Genomic DNA, 15,637 nt, shown 5'->3' on the forward strand with positions numbered 1-15,637 from the left:
TTTTATCCAAACTCTATTTGTTCCACAGCTCCAACGCTGTTTTCAATTCCGGGGCATGCTCCGCCGCTTCGGCCAAAGTCTTGCCTGCCACCACCGCGTCGATCGCCGCGACGAACGCGCGTCCGCCCGCTGCCGATCCGCCCGGGTGGCCGTGTACGCCGCCGCCCGCGTTGATGATCTGGTCGTTGCCGAGATCTGCATACAACTTGGTGACCAGACCCGGATGGATGCCGGCCGACGGGACCGGGAAGGAGCGGTTGAGGCCGCTGTGTTCGGTGCGCAGCGCTTCGGCGATCTTCAAAGTCTCACCGCGCTCCATCGCGACCGAGCCGTACGCCGACGGGTAGAGCACGAAGTCGGCGCCTGCGATGCGCATCAGCTTGCCGAGCAGGACCGGCGCTGCGATGCCGTACTGTTCAGACGGATACATCGCGCCGGCCATCGCCGGGTGTGCCATGATCGGCACGGTGATCTTCGGGTCGGCTGCCAGGCGATGCAGCACGTCGTAGCCGTAGGTCAGCACGTTCAGCAGCAGGGCGTTGGCGCCAGCATCGACCGCACGGTGCGCTTTGTCGAAAATCTCGGTGACCGGTCCGGTCAGGTTGGCCGCGTAGAGCGTGAATTTGCCGGTCTGCTCTTTCGCGCGCTCCGCTGACAGGCGGCATGCTTCGATGCGCTTTTCGAACGGCGCGTACGTTTCGTCAAAGAAGATTTCGTCATCTTTGACCAGATCTACGCCGCCGAGCGCTTGCTGGTAGAACGCTTCGGCCAGCGCGTCGATGTCATAGCCGATCACCGATTTGAAAATGCTCATCAACAGCGGCCGGTTCTCGATGCCGAGCTGTTGGCGGATGCCGTCGATGCCGTATTTCGGACCCGGGAATTTGCTTTGGAATGCCGGGGGCAATTCGATGTCGACGAGGCGGATTTTGCCGTCCATCGACAGCTTGCCGAACACGGAGGTGAGCAGCGCCGGAATGTCCGGGGTGAAGTTGATCGTCGGATAGGCGACGGTGAGCAACGCTTGGCTCAGGCCGTGTGCGTCCTGCCCGATCTCCTCAGCTCGCACCGCGTGGCCGAGGTGTTTTTGCATCGCGTCTTTGCGCGCTTCCGGAAGGTCGGTCCAGGAGCCGACGGTCAGACCGACAGCGATGCCTTGTGCTTTCTTCTGCCAATCGGTACCCGGCTTGCCGTGCGCCAGGTAGGTAACGTGGACGAATTCTTGTGTAGTCACAGGGCGGATGCTCCTTTGCTGATCGTTAAAATATAAAAAGCCTCTTTCTACTTAAAGAAAGAGGCGACAGAATGTCTGGGTTCGCCTCTTATCTCTCAGGATATTTCCTGTAGGAATTAGCACCGTGTGATCATCATCTGTGAAAACCGGTTGCCGGGCATCGTAGGGCCAGTCCCTCCGCCTGCTCTGGATAAGAGTTGTCTCATATGTGTGAAAAGTTCTGTAGACGATATTACAACCAACAGGGGTGTGTGTCAATCACTTTGCCGGAAGTTTTTAAATGGAAATCTTGCACATCCGGTCGACCGCTTCCTGCAAGCGCTCTTCGCTGGTCAGGAGCCCGACGCGGACATACCCTTCCCCGCTCGGGCCAAAGCCGACACCCGGCGCGACCATCACGTGCGCCTGTTCGAGCAGCGTGTTCGAGAACTCGACCGAGGTGAAGCCTTTCGGAACGGGCACCCAGGTGAAGAAGGAGCCTTTCGGGTTCAGCACGTCCCAGCCCGCTTGGCGCAGTCCGCCGACAAACACGTCGCGGCGGCGCTGATAGGTGGCCGCCAGCTCATGCACGCAGTCTTGCGGCGAGGTCAGCGCCGTGACGGAAGCGCGCTGGATGAAAGCCGGCAAGGAGACGTAGTAGTGGTCTTGGATCAGGTTGATCAAAGAGATGACGTCTTTGTTGCCGAGCGCAAAGCCGACGCGCCAACCGGCCATGTTGTACGTTTTGGACAAGGTGTAGAACTCGACGCCGACTTCTTTCGCGCCCGGCGTCTGCAGGAACGAGACCGGCTTCTCCCCGTCGAATCCGATCGCGCCATACGCGAAGTCGGAGGCAACGACGATGTTGTGCTGTTCGGCAAAACGGACGGTGTCCTCGTAGAAGGAGGCCGGCGCGGTCGCCGAAGTCGGGTTGTTCGGGTAGTTGAGGAACATCAGCTTGGCTTTGGCCAGCTTGTCCGCCGGGATCTGGCTGTAGTCGGGCAGGAAGGCGTTGTCGCGCAGCAGCGGCATCATCGTCATCTCCGCGCCGGACAGCGCGACGCCCGACCAGTAATCCGGGTAGCCCGGGTCCGGCACGAGGCAGACATCGCCCGGGTTGAGCAGGCATTGCGAGATCTCGACGAGGCCGGTCTTGCCGCCAAAGAGGATCGCGACTTCGGTCGCCGGGTCAAGGTCGACGTTGAACTCCGTTTTGTACCAAGTGGCGATCGCCTGTTTCAGCTCGAACAGGCCGGAGAACGGCGGGTATTTGTGCGTCACCGGGTCGAGCACTTCGTGGCGCAGGGATTCGACGATGTGCGGCGGCGTCGGCAAGTCCGGGTTGCCTTGGCCGAGGTTGATCACATCATGCCCGGCGGCAATGTAGGAGTTGACTTTTGCGACCATCGTGGAGAAAAACTGCGTGGGCAGCCCCTGCAGACGGTCAGCCGATTTTATGTTCATGGGTAAAGACCCCTTTCATAAAAAATAACGATAGCAATCACTAAGTAAATACTATACAGCCAATTGAAATCGAAAGACAAGTCAAAAAAGACACTCCGCAGAGTGTCTTTTGATTTTCGCATATGCAAATTAAGACGGCATCGGCGTCGGGGTCGGTTTCGCGTAGCCTTCTTTGTACTTGTTGTCGATGATGGTGCGGATCTCTTTTACCGTCTTGCCCTCTTTTTTCAGCTCGGCCGATTCCAGCGCGATGTTCATGCAGGTATCGCAGCGGGTGCCGTGGTCGTCCCAGACCACTTCGCCGTTGGCGCGCACGTCTTTGACGAAGCATTCTGCATTGCTCTTGTGGCCGGCATGGTCACCGCAGCCGCAGTAGCACGGCATGTTTTTCAGCACGTCGAGGTTGTCGATCGCCGCCGCGTACGACTGCTTGATCTTGGTGTTTGTTTTAATCAGGAACTGCGGGTAGGACTTGGCGCCCGCCGTCACTTCCTGGATGTCGCCGATCGCGGTCAATTTGACCGATTCGCCGACTTTCAGCGCTTTGTAAGCTTCTGCTTGTGCACCGGCGGGGTGCTGGCCTTTGACCGGGCCGGTTTGCCCGTGGTCGGAATGACCCGCGTGTTCATCGGACGTCGCGGTGTCGGCCCTGCCGCAGCCGGTGGCGAGGGTCATCGCCATCAGGCCGGCAAATACAATCTTGGTCATCTTCTTCATTCGTTGCTGCCTCCCTCTCTGATTGTGGTTAACGTTGTTTGATCAGTCTCATGCCGTTTAAGATGACGAGCAGCGCCGCTCCTGTGTCTGCAAACACCGCCATCCAGAGATTGGACAGACCGGCGACGGTCAGGAGCAGGAACGCCAGTTTGACAAGCAGTGAGAACCAGATGTTTTGCTTGATGATGCGCAGCGCTTTGCGGCTGAGGCGGACGATAAACGGCAGTTTGCCGATGTCATCCGACATGAGCACGATGTCTGCAGTCTCCAGTGCGATGTCCGTTCCGGCGCCGCCCATGGCGATCCCGATGTCGGACGCGGCGAGGGCGGGCGAGTCGTTGATGCCGTCCCCGACCATGGCGACCAGGCGGTGACGCTGTTTCAGTTCGGTGATGCGAGCGAGCTTTTGCTCAGGGAGCAAGTCGCCGTGGTACTCGCCGATGCCCGTCTGCTGGGCGATCGACTTGGCGATGCGGGCGTGGTCTCCGGTCAACATCACTGTATATGCGATGCCCGCCTGTTTCAGTCTGGTAATCGTGATTTCGCTGTCTTCTCGCACCGTGTCGGCGACGGCGATCAGGCCGATCACTTGGCGCTCATCGGCGATCAGCATCACGGTACGGCCCTGTTCGTGTTGCACAGACAGGACGGTCTTGAGCTTCTCGGTGCCTGCGTAGCCGAGCTCCTGCATCCAGGACGGCTTGCCGATGCGGTAGAGGCTGCCGTCGATCTGGCCTTGCGCGCCTTTGCCGGCGACGGCCTGGAACTGCTGCACGGGCAGCTGGCGGATGCCTTGTTCCGCGCTGAGCTTGGTGATCGCGCGGGCCAGCGGATGCTCGGAGCGCGCTTCGATCGAAGCGGCGAGGGTGAGCAGGCGCGCTTTGTCGGTGCCTTGGAACGGCTCGACAAAGACGACGACCGGCTTGCCTTGGGTCAACGTGCCCGTCTTGTCGAACGCGATGGCGCGAATCCGTCCCATCAGTTCGAGAAAGGCGCCGCCTTTGATCAGCACGCCTTGCTTGGCCGCGTTGCCGATGGCGGCGACGATGGCGACAGGCGTGGAGATGACAAGAGCGCACGGGCAGGCGATGACGAGCAGGGCAAGCGCCCGGTAGATCCATTCGCTGAACGGGTCGCCGGTAAACAGCGGTGGCAATACGGCGATCAGCAGGGCGAGCAGCACGACGATCGGGGTGTAATAGGTGGCAAAGCGGTCGACAAACTGCTGCGACGGCGCTTTCTGTTCTTGTGCTTCTTCCACCAAGTATATCATGCGGCTGAGGGTGGAATCTTGAACTTTTTTGGTCACTATCACTTCCAGACCGCCCGTTTCATTGAGCGTGCCTGCGAATACTTCGTCTCCCTGCTGTTTCAGCACGGGGATCGATTCGCCGGTAACGGGCGCCTGATTGACGGTCGAGGAACCCGCCTGCACGGTGCCGTCCATCGGGATGCGCTCGCCGGGGCGGACGAGGATCAGGTCGCCGATCCGGAGGTCGTCGACGGGGATGGTGCGTTCGGCGCCGTCTCGTCTGACCAGCGCTTCTTTCGGGGCAAAGCCGATCAGGGAGCGGATCGAGCGGCGTGTGCGCTCCATCGTGCTCGCCTGTAGCCAGTTGCCGACGGAGAAGAGAAAGACGACGGTGGCGCCTTCCGACCACTCGCCGATCGCTGCCGCTCCGATGGCGGCGACGGTCATCAGGAAGTTCATGTCGAGCGTAAATGATTTCAAGGCATAAAATCCGGCCCGGGCAGCGTAGAAGCCGCCGGTGAGGATGGCGATCGTATAGAAGATGATCGAAAGCAGTTCTGACCACGATGCGTATTCTGTGAGCAGGCCGGCCCCGAGGAACAGGCCGGAGACGGCGGTGAGGATGGCGCGCTTGTTGCGCTCCCAGTAGGAAGGCTGTGCGGTGTCGCCATTTGCTTGAACGGGGACGCCCGGGTCTTGCAGGGTCGTGTCGAGCACGGTGGCGCGGTAGCCGACATCGCTGACCGTTTTTTGGATCGCGTCGAGGGCAGCGGTGTGAACGACTGTCATTTTCGTCGTGTTGAAGCTGACCGCCACTTCGCGGACGCCGTCCAGCTTGTGCATCACGCGCTGCACCGTGCGCGCGCACTCCCCGCAGTCCATGCCGTCCACCCGAAACACAGAGCGCGCTTCGCCCGGCTGCAAATCGCCGGCAGAAGGCGCTTCCAGCGGAGCATCGGCGAGCATCGTCACCTCTTCAAAGTCAGACCCATGCCCGCAGCAGGCATCCCCTTCTGCCGAGCAGCAGCTCGACGCAGTGTCCGAGAGCATGATAAGTTCATCAGTTCCGTGCGCATGCCCATGTGAGCCAGCGTGATCATGAGGAACTGCATGGCTGTGTCCATTGGCATGGTCTTGACAGCATGCATGATCGTGCCCGCCTGCATGGTCATGTCCGCTTTCATGGCGGTGTCCATCTGCAGGATCATGGTCACCCGAGTCACCCGAAAAGCCCTTTTTATGATCTTCCCTGTGTTGGTCCGGCATATGTGTGCGGTCCTCCTCTCATTCGGTGCGGCTATCGATGGGAGACATGCTCGAGACCGGTTTTGAAGAGTGTCAGGATGTGGTGGTCGTCGATGCTGTAGTAGGCCACGCGGCCTTCTTTGCGGCGCTTGATGATGCGCAGATTGCGCAAGGTGCGCAGTTGGTGGGAGATCGCCGACTGGGTCATGCCGAGCACGGCGGCCAGGTCGCAGACGCACATCTCCGACTGGACCAGCGCATGGATGATCCGCACACGCGTCGTATCCCCCAGCGCCTGAAAGATCGTCGCCAGCTCCGACACCTGCTCCTCCGGCAGCTCCGCCGCCTTGACTTTGTCCACAGTATCCTCGTGGATCACATTGCAGCACGCTTCCGTCTTGGCTTCCACGCGAGAATTCCTCCTTTGTCCAACCACTATATGACGATATATGAGCAAGTGTTCATGTATTTGCCCTAAACATATCGCACCCTTCTCAATCTGTCAATGATTTGCCTATTTTTACAAATCTCACTGCAAAATCAGCAGACGCGGAATGCTTGTCAAATGCACTTTTCGTAAAATGTCGTAAAAGCATAAAGGAGGTACTGCTATGGCAATCACGTATAGTCACGCACGCGGCTATCTCGGCAAAACGGTTGTCGCTCAATGTCGCGACGGCCGTCACGTCGGTGTGGTGCGCAATGTCACACGCGACGGCATCTGGCTGCAGCGCACGGGTGGACAGGTCTCGGCCGAACCCGGCATGCTGAACGTCGAAACGGCCGACCGCGCTTCGCAAGTGGACGCCCAAGAGGTGTTCTGGCCGCTGCTGTTCCTGCCGTTCTTCACGCTGCTCGCCCTCGCCCCTTGGTATCGCTATGGCTATGGCTACCCCGGCTACTACTGGTAATCCCGGTGCCTAGCAACAAAGACCAACGCGCTCTGACGCGTTGGTCTTTTTCTAGGTTTTACTCCGACTTGTTCCCCGCCTTCGGGTCCGGCACAAAGGAAGGCTGGTAGCCCTCATACTTCACCGTGGTCATCATCCCCGCCGCCGCATGGTGCAGGTCGTGGCAGTGGAACATCCAGTTGCCGTCATTGTCGGCGACAAACGCCACGACGTACGTCTCGCCCGGCTTCACGTTCAGCGTGTCTTTCAGCAGCGGATTACCTTCCAGCGGACGGCCGTCTTTTTGCAAGACCTGGAAGAAGTGCCCGTGCAGATGCATCGGGTGGTCGCTTGTGCCTTCGTTTGTCATCGTGACTTTCACCTGCTGCCCTTTTTTCACCTGCAAAGGCGGAATGTCCGGGTGGATGTTGCCGTTGATCGTGTAGACTTCCTGCGCCGCGCCGTCTTTCTGAATCACTTTGTTGTTGAGCAGCAGGGTCGTCTCCACATCGTAGTTGACGTTTATGTTGACCGGCGCTGCTTTGCCGTACGCTGTGATGTCGAGCGGCGACAGTTCCACGGCCGGCGCTGCATAGTCGTGGCTGTCGTTGCCATCCACCTCGACGTGCACGGCCATGTCGCCTTTCGCTTGCGAATCGTTGGCACAAAGGATGCCAAAATTCGCCCCGGCGGTCAGCTCCACATCATAGCGCTCTCCCGGCGCGATGGCGAGCAGAGAACCGCTGACATCCGGGCTGCTCTGCAAGGCCTGCCCGTCGATGTGGGTGATCTTGAACGTCTGGTTGGTCAGGTTGAGCTGATGCGTCTGGTACCCGGCATTGATCAGCCGGAGCTTGATCTTCTCGCCCTTTTTCACCTGCAGCGGCTCGACTTCGCTGCCCGCCTTGCCGTTGACGGTGAAGATGCTGTACATCTGCTTCATCATCTTATCGTGGCTGATCACCGGGGTGGATGCGCCGCCGTTGTCGCCACTATGTGCGCTGTGATCCGTTCCGGCATGACTCCCACTGCCTTGCTTGCCAGAATCGTCTCCTTTACTGCCCCCGCCGCCATGCCCGCCGTGATCGGTACCCGCACCACTCGCCGCGAACATCTCCGGCGACCACTCATCGAGCAGCAGCGTAAACTCGCGGTCGTACTTCACCTTCTGCTCTTTTGGCTCGACGACCAGCGCACCGTAGAGACCGCGGTCAACTTGGTTCGCGCTGTCCTGATGCGAGTGGTACCAGTAGGTCCCCGGCTCCGACGCTGTGAACTCATACGTGAACGACGCACCGGGCTGCACCGCGTTTTGCGTCACGCCGGGGATGCCGTCCATCGCGTTTGGCACCGGGTAGCCGTGCCAATGGATGCTCACCGGCTGCTGCAGCTTGTTTTTCAAGACGACTTTCACCCGCTTCCCTTCCTGCACGCGGATCTCCGACCCCGGCACCGCCCCGTTAAACGTCCACGCTGTGATCTCCGCGCCCGCTTTCAACTCCCAGTTCGCTTCCCGCGCCTCGACCACATATTCTTGAAATGCGCCTTTCTCATCTTGCTTCTCCACGCCCTGCAGCACTTCGCTGCTCGGCTGCCCGTTCCACAACCCATAACCTCCATACGCCGCCGCAATGACAGCAAGCCCGCTGAACAGCGAGAGCATGACCGTTTTTCGCATTTTATTCATCCTGAAGCCTCCATTTCCCGTGATCTTCTGCCTCTAGCATATCCGGCAATTGTGTTGAAATCGTGTACATTTCGGTCATGCAGCACGAAAAGATACCGTATACATAAAGCACTTCTCACGGTGAAGGGGGACACAACGTATGGTCATTCCCAAGATCATCATCCAACTCTGCCTGATGCTCGTGATCGCCCGCTGCGGCTATGTCGGTTTCCAACTGATCAATCACGCCAAGAAAAAATGGCTGGAGATCCTGTTCCACTTCGCCGTCGCCATCATCGCGCTCGACATTCTCTTATAAACACAGAAAATGCCGAATCCAACTGCGCGGATTCGGCATTATTTCCCCGGAAATCTTCTTCATTCGACAGACGAACGACTCGAAGCCAAGGGCACAGTGAAGAAAAACGACGTGCCCTTGCCCGCTTCGCTCCCCACCCAGATCTGGCCGCCATGGCGGTCGATGATCCCTTTCACGATTGACAAACCCAAGCCCATCCCGCCATTCGCCCGGTTGCGGGATTTGTCGACCCGGTAAAAGCGGTCAAACACATGCGGCAGATCCCGGGCCGGAATGCCGATGCCCGTATCCTGTACCCGCACTCGCAGATCGTCCCCGTCCGCCTCATACTGCACCCGGACAAGCCCGCCCTGCGGCGTGTACTGGATGGCGTTGGTCAGCAGATTGAACAGCACCTGCTCCAGCCGGTCCGGATCACCGATCACAAAAAGCGCTCCTTGCTGCCCCCGTTCGATCCGCAACTCAATCCCTTTTTCCTGGGCGGCCGGCACGAGCTTGGCATACGCCTCCCGGACCACTTTTTGAAAATCTGTGCGGATCAGCACCACCTTCATCCCTTCCCCTTGCGCTCCGGACAGGTCGGTCAACTCACTGACCAGCCGCTGCAGGCGCTGCGATTCGCGGACGATCAGGGCGAGGTATTTCTGGCGCTCCGCTTCGTCCTGCACCCAATTCTCCGCCAAGACCTGACTGTAGCCTTGGATATAGGACAGCGGCGTGCGCAGCTCATGCGTCACGTCGGCCAGAAATTCCTGCTGCTGCTCCTCATGATGCTGCAGACGGCTGGCCAACTCGTTGATCGACTGGGCCAGTTGCCCGACTTCATCCTCCCCGCTGGCCACCACCCGCGCTTCGTAGTTGCGGTTGGCGAGCGAGCGAGTGACGTCTTTCATCTTCAAGAGCGGCGCGACCATCTGCCCGGCCATCGTATAGAGCAGCCAGCCGGCCAGCACCAACGCACCCGCCGACAGCGTGGTGATCATCACGCGAAACTTGTCCACCGCCGCATGGACCGGCTCCATCGAAGCGAACAGCAGCAAGGCGCCGTGAATCTCTCCTGCCGTCCCATGAATCGGCCGGGCGGTGAAATAAAACAGCTCCTCTTGCCCGGACGGAGCCTGCCTGCTGTTGCCCACGGCGCCGCGCAGCACGTTTTGCACCATCTCCCGTCCGAGCAGGTCCTGCGTCGTCAAGGAGGACAGCGTGGAGATCACCACCTGCCCGTCTGCGTCGAGCAGCAGGTAGTCGCGAATCGACACTTCACTCAGCGACTGGATGATGCTTTGCAGATGGTGCTGCCGATCATCATCGGGCAGTTGGCTGAGCTTGTCGCTCTCCTCGTTCAGTTCATCGATCAAATGTTCCATATACAGGTCGCGCACCTGCTGATCGACCAGCAGCGTCAGCGGGATCAGCACGGCCAAAAAGATGGCGAACTGCATCAGCATCACTTTGTAGCGGATGTTCATGTGGCTGCACCTTCAAATTTGTAGCCGAAGCCCCACACCGTCGCGACCCAGTTGCCGTCGCCGCCCGCCTCGCGCAGCTTGAGGCGCACCTTTTTGATGTGCGTGTCGACCGCCCGCAGCTCGCCCGTGTAATCGTAGCCCCAGAGCCGGTCGACCAACTGCTCGCGGGAAAACACCTGGCCGGGATGCAGCGCCAGGAATTCCAGCAGCTCATACTCTTTTGGCGTCAACTCCAGCAACTGCTCTTCCACCCGCACTTCTTTCGAGGTGCGGTCGAGCACGAGGCTGCCGCGGCGGAGCAGTTCTTTGCTCTCCTGGCGGCGCAACAGCGCCTGCACGCGGGCGATCAGCTCGCGCATGTCGAACGGCTTGAGCAGGTAGTCGCTCGCGCCGAGGTTCAGCCCTTTCACGCGGTCTTCCACCGCGCCGCGCGCCGACAAGATCAGCGTCGGCGTCTTGCCGCGCACTTCCTGCAGCACCTGCCAGCCGTCGACCTCCGGCATCATCAAGTCCAAGATCAGCACATCGACCGCTTCCCGCCGCAGCAGGTCGATCACCCGCGCGCCGTTTTCCGCTGCCAGCACCTCATAGCCCTGACTCTTCAGCGCAATCGTCAGCAGCGTCCGCATGTCCGCTTCATCATCGGCGATCAAGATTCGCTCCGCCACACGTCTTCCTCCTAAAAAAGGCTGCCTCAGGCAGCCTTCTCCGATTTATTCAAAAGACCAACCGCCGTCAGCAAGAGCCAGAGCCACTGCACAGACGCCAAACCGAACTGCGTGTGGGGATGCACTTGCAAGAGCGACAGCAAGAGCAGCCCGCCGCCAAGCAGCCCCAGCGACAGATAACCGCTTCGGCGCAGGGCGAGGATGAGCAGCGCCAGCAGCGCCTGATACAGATTGAGCGGGTGATACGTGCTCTCGCCGAGCGTGACCGCCCAAGGAAGCGAAGTCTGCATGCCTGCTTCCGCGTAACACAAGGCATACACGACGAATCCGCAGACAAAAGCCTTGGCGACCGCCTCCCCTGCTGCCCACAGCGGAAACCGGTGCTTGCGCTGCCACCACACGCCGGCCAGCAGCGCAGCCGTCGCGCCGAGCCAGCCGCCGTATGGCACTTCGCCGTTCACCAGCGTCAGGATCGGATGCGCAAACGACTCGGCCGGCGCATAGAGAAACGACAGCAGGCGCGGTGTGAACACCCACGCCGCCCCCATCCAGCACAAGGCGTCGGTCAGCTTGTCGCCGTCGCCGCCCCGCTTGGCGAACTCCCGCTTCCCCACATAAAGAAACACAACAAAAGCCAGCAGAATGCCGAGCGGGCCCGAATCATCGAGCGCGATCGGTCCGATGTGCCAGCCAACCGGCAAGATCGACATCGGCCGCCCCTACTGCTTGGCGCCAGCGACGAGGCGCTGCAGCATACCGTCCATGACCACTTTGTTGATCTGGCCTTTGTGAATCTCGCTGATGATGCCGTTCTGGTCGACCGCGTAGGTCATCGGGATCGAGAACGTGCGGTAGTTCTGTGCCGTCTTCTCGTCGCTGTCCATCAGGCTCGGGAAAGTCACGCCCATCTCGCCCATGAACTTTTTCGCGTTCTCCAGATTGTCCTGCGAGGTCAGGTTCACGCCGTAAAAATGCACCTGGTCGCCGTACTTCTTGTGCATCTCCTCCAGGTCGGGCATCTCATTGCGGCACGGACCGCACCACGACGCCCAGAAGTTCAGCACGACAGGCTTGCCCTGCAGGTCGGCGAGCTTGACCGTCTTGCCGTCAAACGTCTGCAGTTCAAACGACGGCGCGCGGTGCCCGACGGCCGCCATCTCGGCGATGTCTTGCTGGCCGGCCTTGCCGCCTTGGTTCGCTTCGTCGACCGGGGTGCCGCCCATGTTGCTCAAGTATGCCGCTCCGGCGAGCACGCCGATCACGGCGACGCCAAGCAGCAGTTTCGAAGTGCGATTCAATGGTCTCTGCCTCCTTAGAAGCCGGTGAAGCCGCCGAACAGCGGAATCAGCCAGGTGGTGATCTTGGTCAGCGAGTCGGTCAGCAGCAGCACGCCCATCAGGATCATGCCGATGCCGCCGATCTTCGAGATCGTGTTCGCATATTTCATCAGCCAGCGCACCGAGCCGAGCGTATAGGCCATGATCAAGAACGGAATGGCGAACCCGATCGAGTAGAACAGCATCAGGCTCATCCCGCTCACCGGGTTGGAAGCGGCGATCAGCAGCACGGAAGCGAGGATCGGCCCGATGCACGGGGTCCAGCCCGCCGCAAAGGAAATGCCGACGATCACCGCGCCGAGGTAGCCGGCCGGCCGCCATTTCAGCTGCAACTGCTTCGTCGAAAGCAGGGCGCCAATCTTGAGGAACCCGGCCAAAAACAGACCCATGACGATGATCAGAATCCCGCCGATCTGGCGGATCAGATCCCCATAGTTGGAAAACAAAGCGCCGATCGTGCTCGCCGACATGCCGAGCACCACAAAGATCAGCGAAAAGCCCAGCACGAAAAACAGCGAATAGGTCAGCGCCCGGCGGCGCACGGCGCGCTGGTCACGGTGCTCGTACATCTCCTGATACGATACGCCTGTGATGTAAGTTAAGTAAGACGGATACAGCGGCAGACAGCACGGGGATACGAACGACAACAGCCCCGCGAAAAAGGCCACGATAAACGTCGGATTGGCCGCATCTAACACTCGCGTCTCCTCCTTTATGTTCACCTTCTATCATACAACACCTGTCCCTGAGAACGCACGTCAGCCACCTTACAAAATCGACACTCTTGTGTCAGACCCGCATGTACGCTTTCCGCTTGTGGCAAGGTAAGGAGGAGGTGATCCCACCATGGCAATCCTGCCAAAGCTCGGACGCGCCATCTATGTACTGCTGGGCGGCATTTTGTTCACCCATCTCGGGTCGTACATGCTGCTGCCGTTTTTCGCGATCATCCTGTCCACCGAAAAAGGGCTGTCGCTCGGCGCGACAGGGCTCGTGCTCGGCGCCGGCTCGATCGCATTTTTGACCGGAAGTCTGCTCGGCGGCTTTCTGTCCGACCGCTTCGGGCGGCGGATGACGATGGTCAGCGGCCTGTTGATCCGCGGGGCCGGGCTGCTTGGCTTCATCTGGGGAGCGTCTTTTTCCTCGCTGTTTCTGACCAACCTCGTGGCCGGGGTCGGCGGCGGCATTTACGCGCCGGGCGCGAAAGCGGGCATCGCGGCGCTGGCCTCGCAAGGCACGAAGACGACCGCCTTCTCCTACCGCGGGGTGGCGGCGAACATCGGGGTAACGATGGGCCCGCTGCTCGGGACGTATCTGCACACGAAGAGCTCCACGCTGCTCTTTGGCGGCTCGGCGGTCGTCTATTTTGTCTTGGCCCTGTCACACCTGCTGCTCTTGGAGCGCGACTGCCGCGGGGAAGATTGCCCGAAAGTCGACCGCCAAGGCATCAAGCAGATCTTGACCGACCGGCCGTTCTTGTATTTTTCGGTGGTGACGATCTTTGTCTGGGCGCTGTTCACGCAGTTCGCCTTGTCGCTGCCTCTGCGCGCCGCCCAGATCGATAGCGCACGCAACATCGGCCTGCTCTTCACCGCGTCGGCGGTGCTGGTCATCTTGCTGCAGGGCACGGTGACGCGCTTTTTCACGAAACACCTCCACCCGTTGGGGACGATGGCGATCGGCATCTTGTTGATCGGCACCGGGCTTGGCTCGGTGGCGCTGTCCACCTCGTTCTGGCATCTGGTCGCGAGCGCAGTCGTCGTCACATTCGGCCAGATGTTTGTGATGCCGACGTCTGACGCCATCGTCGCCGACCTGGCCAAGCCGGAGCAGATCGGGAGCTATTTTGGCGTGGCGGCGTTCGTCTTTGGCGCAGGGGAGGCGCTCGGCAACATCGCAGGCGGCCAACTGATGGAACTGGCGGTAGCGATCGATTATCTGGCCCTGCCCTGGCTGCTCTACGGTGCGGTCGGGCTGCTGCTCGGCGGGACGTATTACCTGCTCCGGTTGTGGCAGCCGCTGGCCCGGCCGCTCGCACCCGTGACGGAAGAGCGGACGGAACACAACACGGGCCGCTGGCGACCGAAACAAAAAACGTAGCATGCACTGGCACAGTCGACGCAAACGAGACTGTGCCACTTTTTTCAAAACATGATATGCTGATGGTAAAGATAGAAAGGAGTGACTTATGAAACCGAATCGTTTGCTTATTTTGTTCTTATCAATCAACATCATCAACTATGTCGACCGCCAGATCTTGTCCGGCGTGTTCCCGCTCTTGAAGGATCATTTTCTGCTGTCTGACGCAGCGCTCGGCCTGCTCGGTTCGGCGTTTATGATCACCTACTCCCTCACCTCGATCCCGTTTGGCAAATGGGCCGACCGCTGGCTGCCGCACAAGGTCGCGGCGATCGGCGTCGCCGTTTGGAGCTTGGCGACCGTGTCGTCGGCGCTGGCCTGGTCGTTTGCCTCCCTGTTCGTGTTCCGCGCGCTGGTCGGCATCGGCGAAGCGGCGTACGTCTCGACGGCCGGCACGATCCTGTCGAACGCCTACCCGGAGCGCAAGCGTTCGGCGATCCTCGGGCTGTTCAACCTCGGCATGCCGATCGGCGGCGCGCTGGGCGTGGTGCTCGGCGGCTGGCTGGGCGCAAAATTCGGCTGGCAGTGGGCGTTTTTCATCGTCGGGGTGCCAGGCTTGCTGCTCGCCTACCGGGCATGGAAACTGCCGCTGCGCAAGCAGGCGGTGACAGAGCAGCAGCCGAGGTTCGGCATGGATGACCTGATCCGTCTGTTTTCGAAAAACCGGCCGTTCCTGTACACCTGCCTCGGCTACGCAGGCATCTCCTTTGCTTTTGGCGCGATCGTGCTGTTCGTGCCGACGTTCTTCGAGCGCTCGTTCGGCTACTCGCTGGAAAAAGCGACGCTGCTCGCCGGCGGCCTGCAAGTCGGCGCGGGCCTGCTCGGAGCGCCGCTCGGCGGTTGGATCGCCGACCTCTGGCTGAAGCGCACGGGGCGAGGACGAGCCTACACGCTGGTCATCTCGATGCTGCTCTCCGCCGTCTTCTTGTGGGTCGGGCTGTTTATGGAAAGCTTCCTCGCGTTCTTCCTCTCCGCGTTCTTCATGCTCTGGCATGTCGGCGTGGCGACGGCGCTGGTGTTCGACGTGACCGACAAAGCGATCTGGAACACGGCCGCTGCGGCGGCGATGTTCGTGATGCACTTCCTCGGCGACATCCCAAGCCCGTATCTGGTCGGCCTGATCTCCGACCACACGTCGCTCCTGTTCGCCTTCTCGCTGCTGCCGATCCCGATGCTGCTCGCCTCGTTCTGCTTCTGGAAAGCGGGCACGTACCTGCAGCGGAGACCTGCCTGAAAAGCCAACTCCTCATGAGTTGGC

General features: G+C 60.3%; 15 protein-coding genes and 1 riboswitch. Of the genes, 4 read left to right on the forward strand and 11 right to left on the reverse strand.

Annotated elements, in window-relative coordinates; genetic code table 11:
* Positions 1-13 precede the first annotated feature (13 nt).
* The 5 genes from EV586_RS08965 to EV586_RS08985 form a co-directional block, all read right to left on the reverse strand.
* Positions 14-1,234: a 2,3-diketo-5-methylthiopentyl-1-phosphate enolase gene (locus tag EV586_RS08965; protein ID WP_132944758.1), complete on the reverse strand. Its 1,221-nt coding sequence runs from the start codon at positions 1,232-1,234 to the stop codon at positions 14-16.
* Positions 1,235-1,319: 85 nt separating this feature from the next.
* Positions 1,320-1,431: riboswitch (SAM riboswitch) on the reverse strand.
* Between the two features lie 79 nt (positions 1,432-1,510).
* Positions 1,511-2,677, reverse strand: coding sequence for a pyridoxal phosphate-dependent aminotransferase (locus EV586_RS08970; protein ID WP_132944759.1), 1,167 nt, complete (start codon positions 2,675-2,677; stop codon positions 1,511-1,513).
* Between the two features lie 129 nt (positions 2,678-2,806).
* Positions 2,807-3,394: a PCYCGC motif-containing (lipo)protein gene (locus tag EV586_RS08975; protein ID WP_132944760.1), complete on the reverse strand. Its 588-nt coding sequence runs from the start codon at positions 3,392-3,394 to the stop codon at positions 2,807-2,809.
* 28 nt (positions 3,395-3,422) lie between these two features.
* Positions 3,423-5,696: a heavy metal translocating P-type ATPase gene (locus EV586_RS08980; RefSeq protein WP_132944761.1), complete on the reverse strand. Its 2,274-nt coding sequence runs from the start codon at positions 5,694-5,696 to the stop codon at positions 3,423-3,425.
* Between the two features lie 247 nt (positions 5,697-5,943).
* On the reverse strand, positions 5,944-6,327 hold the full coding sequence (locus EV586_RS08985) for an ArsR/SmtB family transcription factor (protein WP_207893879.1): 384 nt from the start codon (positions 6,325-6,327) through the stop codon (positions 5,944-5,946).
* Between the two features lie 175 nt (positions 6,328-6,502).
* Here EV586_RS08985 and EV586_RS08990 point away from each other — a divergent pair, with 175 nt between their 5' ends.
* Positions 6,503-6,802, forward strand: a complete 300-nt coding sequence (locus tag EV586_RS08990) for a hypothetical protein (protein WP_132944763.1) — start codon at positions 6,503-6,505, stop codon at positions 6,800-6,802.
* A 58-nt stretch (positions 6,803-6,860) separates the two neighbouring features.
* Here EV586_RS08990 and EV586_RS08995 read toward each other — a convergent pair whose 3' ends face one another.
* Positions 6,861-8,468, reverse strand: coding sequence for a multicopper oxidase family protein (locus EV586_RS08995; protein ID WP_132944764.1), 1,608 nt, complete (start codon positions 8,466-8,468; stop codon positions 6,861-6,863).
* A gap of 139 nt (positions 8,469-8,607) precedes the next feature.
* Between EV586_RS08995 and EV586_RS21080 the strand changes: the two genes are divergently transcribed.
* Complete coding sequence (locus EV586_RS21080; protein ID WP_165898458.1) at positions 8,608-8,766, forward strand: hypothetical protein; 159 nt, start codon at positions 8,608-8,610, stop codon at positions 8,764-8,766.
* 59 nt (positions 8,767-8,825) lie between these two features.
* Here the strand turns inward: EV586_RS21080 and EV586_RS09000 are convergent, their stop codons facing one another.
* Genes EV586_RS09000 through EV586_RS09020 form a run of 5 tightly spaced genes read right to left on the reverse strand, consistent with a single transcriptional unit; the run spans position 8,826 to position 12,938 of the window.
* Positions 8,826-10,235, reverse strand: coding sequence for a sensor histidine kinase (locus EV586_RS09000; protein WP_132944765.1), 1,410 nt, complete (start codon positions 10,233-10,235; stop codon positions 8,826-8,828).
* Positions 10,232-10,903, reverse strand: coding sequence for a response regulator transcription factor (locus EV586_RS09005; protein WP_243652993.1), 672 nt, complete (start codon positions 10,901-10,903; stop codon positions 10,232-10,234). The genes EV586_RS09000 and EV586_RS09005 overlap by 4 nt, the downstream gene beginning before the upstream one ends.
* Positions 10,904-10,929: 26 nt before the next feature.
* Positions 10,930-11,613, reverse strand: a complete 684-nt coding sequence (locus EV586_RS09010; protein WP_132944766.1) for a prolipoprotein diacylglyceryl transferase family protein — start codon at positions 11,611-11,613, stop codon at positions 10,930-10,932.
* Positions 11,614-11,622: 9 nt separating this feature from the next.
* A complete protein-coding gene (locus tag EV586_RS09015; RefSeq protein WP_132944767.1) occupies positions 11,623-12,201 on the reverse strand; it encodes a TlpA family protein disulfide reductase in 579 nt (192 codons plus the stop codon).
* Positions 12,202-12,215: 14 nt separating this feature from the next.
* Positions 12,216-12,938 (reverse strand): cytochrome c biogenesis CcdA family protein, encoded by a 723-nt coding sequence (locus tag EV586_RS09020; protein WP_132944768.1) that lies wholly within the window; start codon positions 12,936-12,938, stop codon positions 12,216-12,218.
* A 148-nt stretch (positions 12,939-13,086) separates the two neighbouring features.
* Between EV586_RS09020 and EV586_RS09025 the strand changes: the two genes are divergently transcribed.
* Positions 13,087-14,340 carry an MDR family MFS transporter gene (locus tag EV586_RS09025; protein ID WP_132944769.1) on the forward strand — a complete coding sequence of 418 codons (1,254 nt, stop codon included), beginning with the start codon at positions 13,087-13,089 and terminating at the stop codon, positions 14,338-14,340.
* 88 nt (positions 14,341-14,428) lie between these two features.
* Positions 14,429-15,613, forward strand: a complete 1,185-nt coding sequence (locus tag EV586_RS09030; RefSeq protein ID WP_132944770.1) for a spinster family MFS transporter — start codon at positions 14,429-14,431, stop codon at positions 15,611-15,613.
* Positions 15,614-15,637: the final 24 nt, after the last annotated feature.

It is taken from the genome of Tumebacillus sp. BK434 (assembly GCF_004340785.1).
Lineage (GTDB): Bacteria > Bacillota > Bacilli > Tumebacillales > Tumebacillaceae > Tumebacillus_A.

What these genes read in the sequence shown, in the direction of transcription:
- EV586_RS08970 (WP_132944759.1), bottom strand. Translation starts at nt 2,677, where the DNA reads ATGAACATAAAATCGGCTGACCGTCTGCAGGGGCTGCCCACGCAGTTT.
- EV586_RS08975 (WP_132944760.1), bottom strand. Translation starts at nt 3,394, where the DNA reads ATGAAGAAGATGACCAAGATTGTATTTGCCGGCCTGATGGCGATGACC.
- EV586_RS08980 (WP_132944761.1), bottom strand. Translation starts at nt 5,696, where the DNA reads ATGCTCTCGGACACTGCGTCGAGCTGCTGCTCGGCAGAAGGGGATGCC.
- EV586_RS08990 (WP_132944763.1), top strand. Translation starts at nt 6,503, where the DNA reads ATGGCAATCACGTATAGTCACGCACGCGGCTATCTCGGCAAAACGGTT.
- EV586_RS08995 (WP_132944764.1), bottom strand. Translation starts at nt 8,468, where the DNA reads ATGAATAAAATGCGAAAAACGGTCATGCTCTCGCTGTTCAGCGGGCTT.
- EV586_RS21080 (WP_165898458.1), top strand. Translation starts at nt 8,608, where the DNA reads ATGGTCATTCCCAAGATCATCATCCAACTCTGCCTGATGCTCGTGATC.
- EV586_RS09000 (WP_132944765.1), bottom strand. Translation starts at nt 10,235, where the DNA reads ATGAACATCCGCTACAAAGTGATGCTGATGCAGTTCGCCATCTTTTTG.
- EV586_RS09010 (WP_132944766.1), bottom strand. Translation starts at nt 11,613, where the DNA reads ATGTCGATCTTGCCGGTTGGCTGGCACATCGGACCGATCGCGCTCGAT.
- EV586_RS09025 (WP_132944769.1), top strand. Translation starts at nt 13,087, where the DNA reads ATGGCAATCCTGCCAAAGCTCGGACGCGCCATCTATGTACTGCTGGGC.
- EV586_RS09030 (WP_132944770.1), top strand. Translation starts at nt 14,429, where the DNA reads ATGAAACCGAATCGTTTGCTTATTTTGTTCTTATCAATCAACATCATC.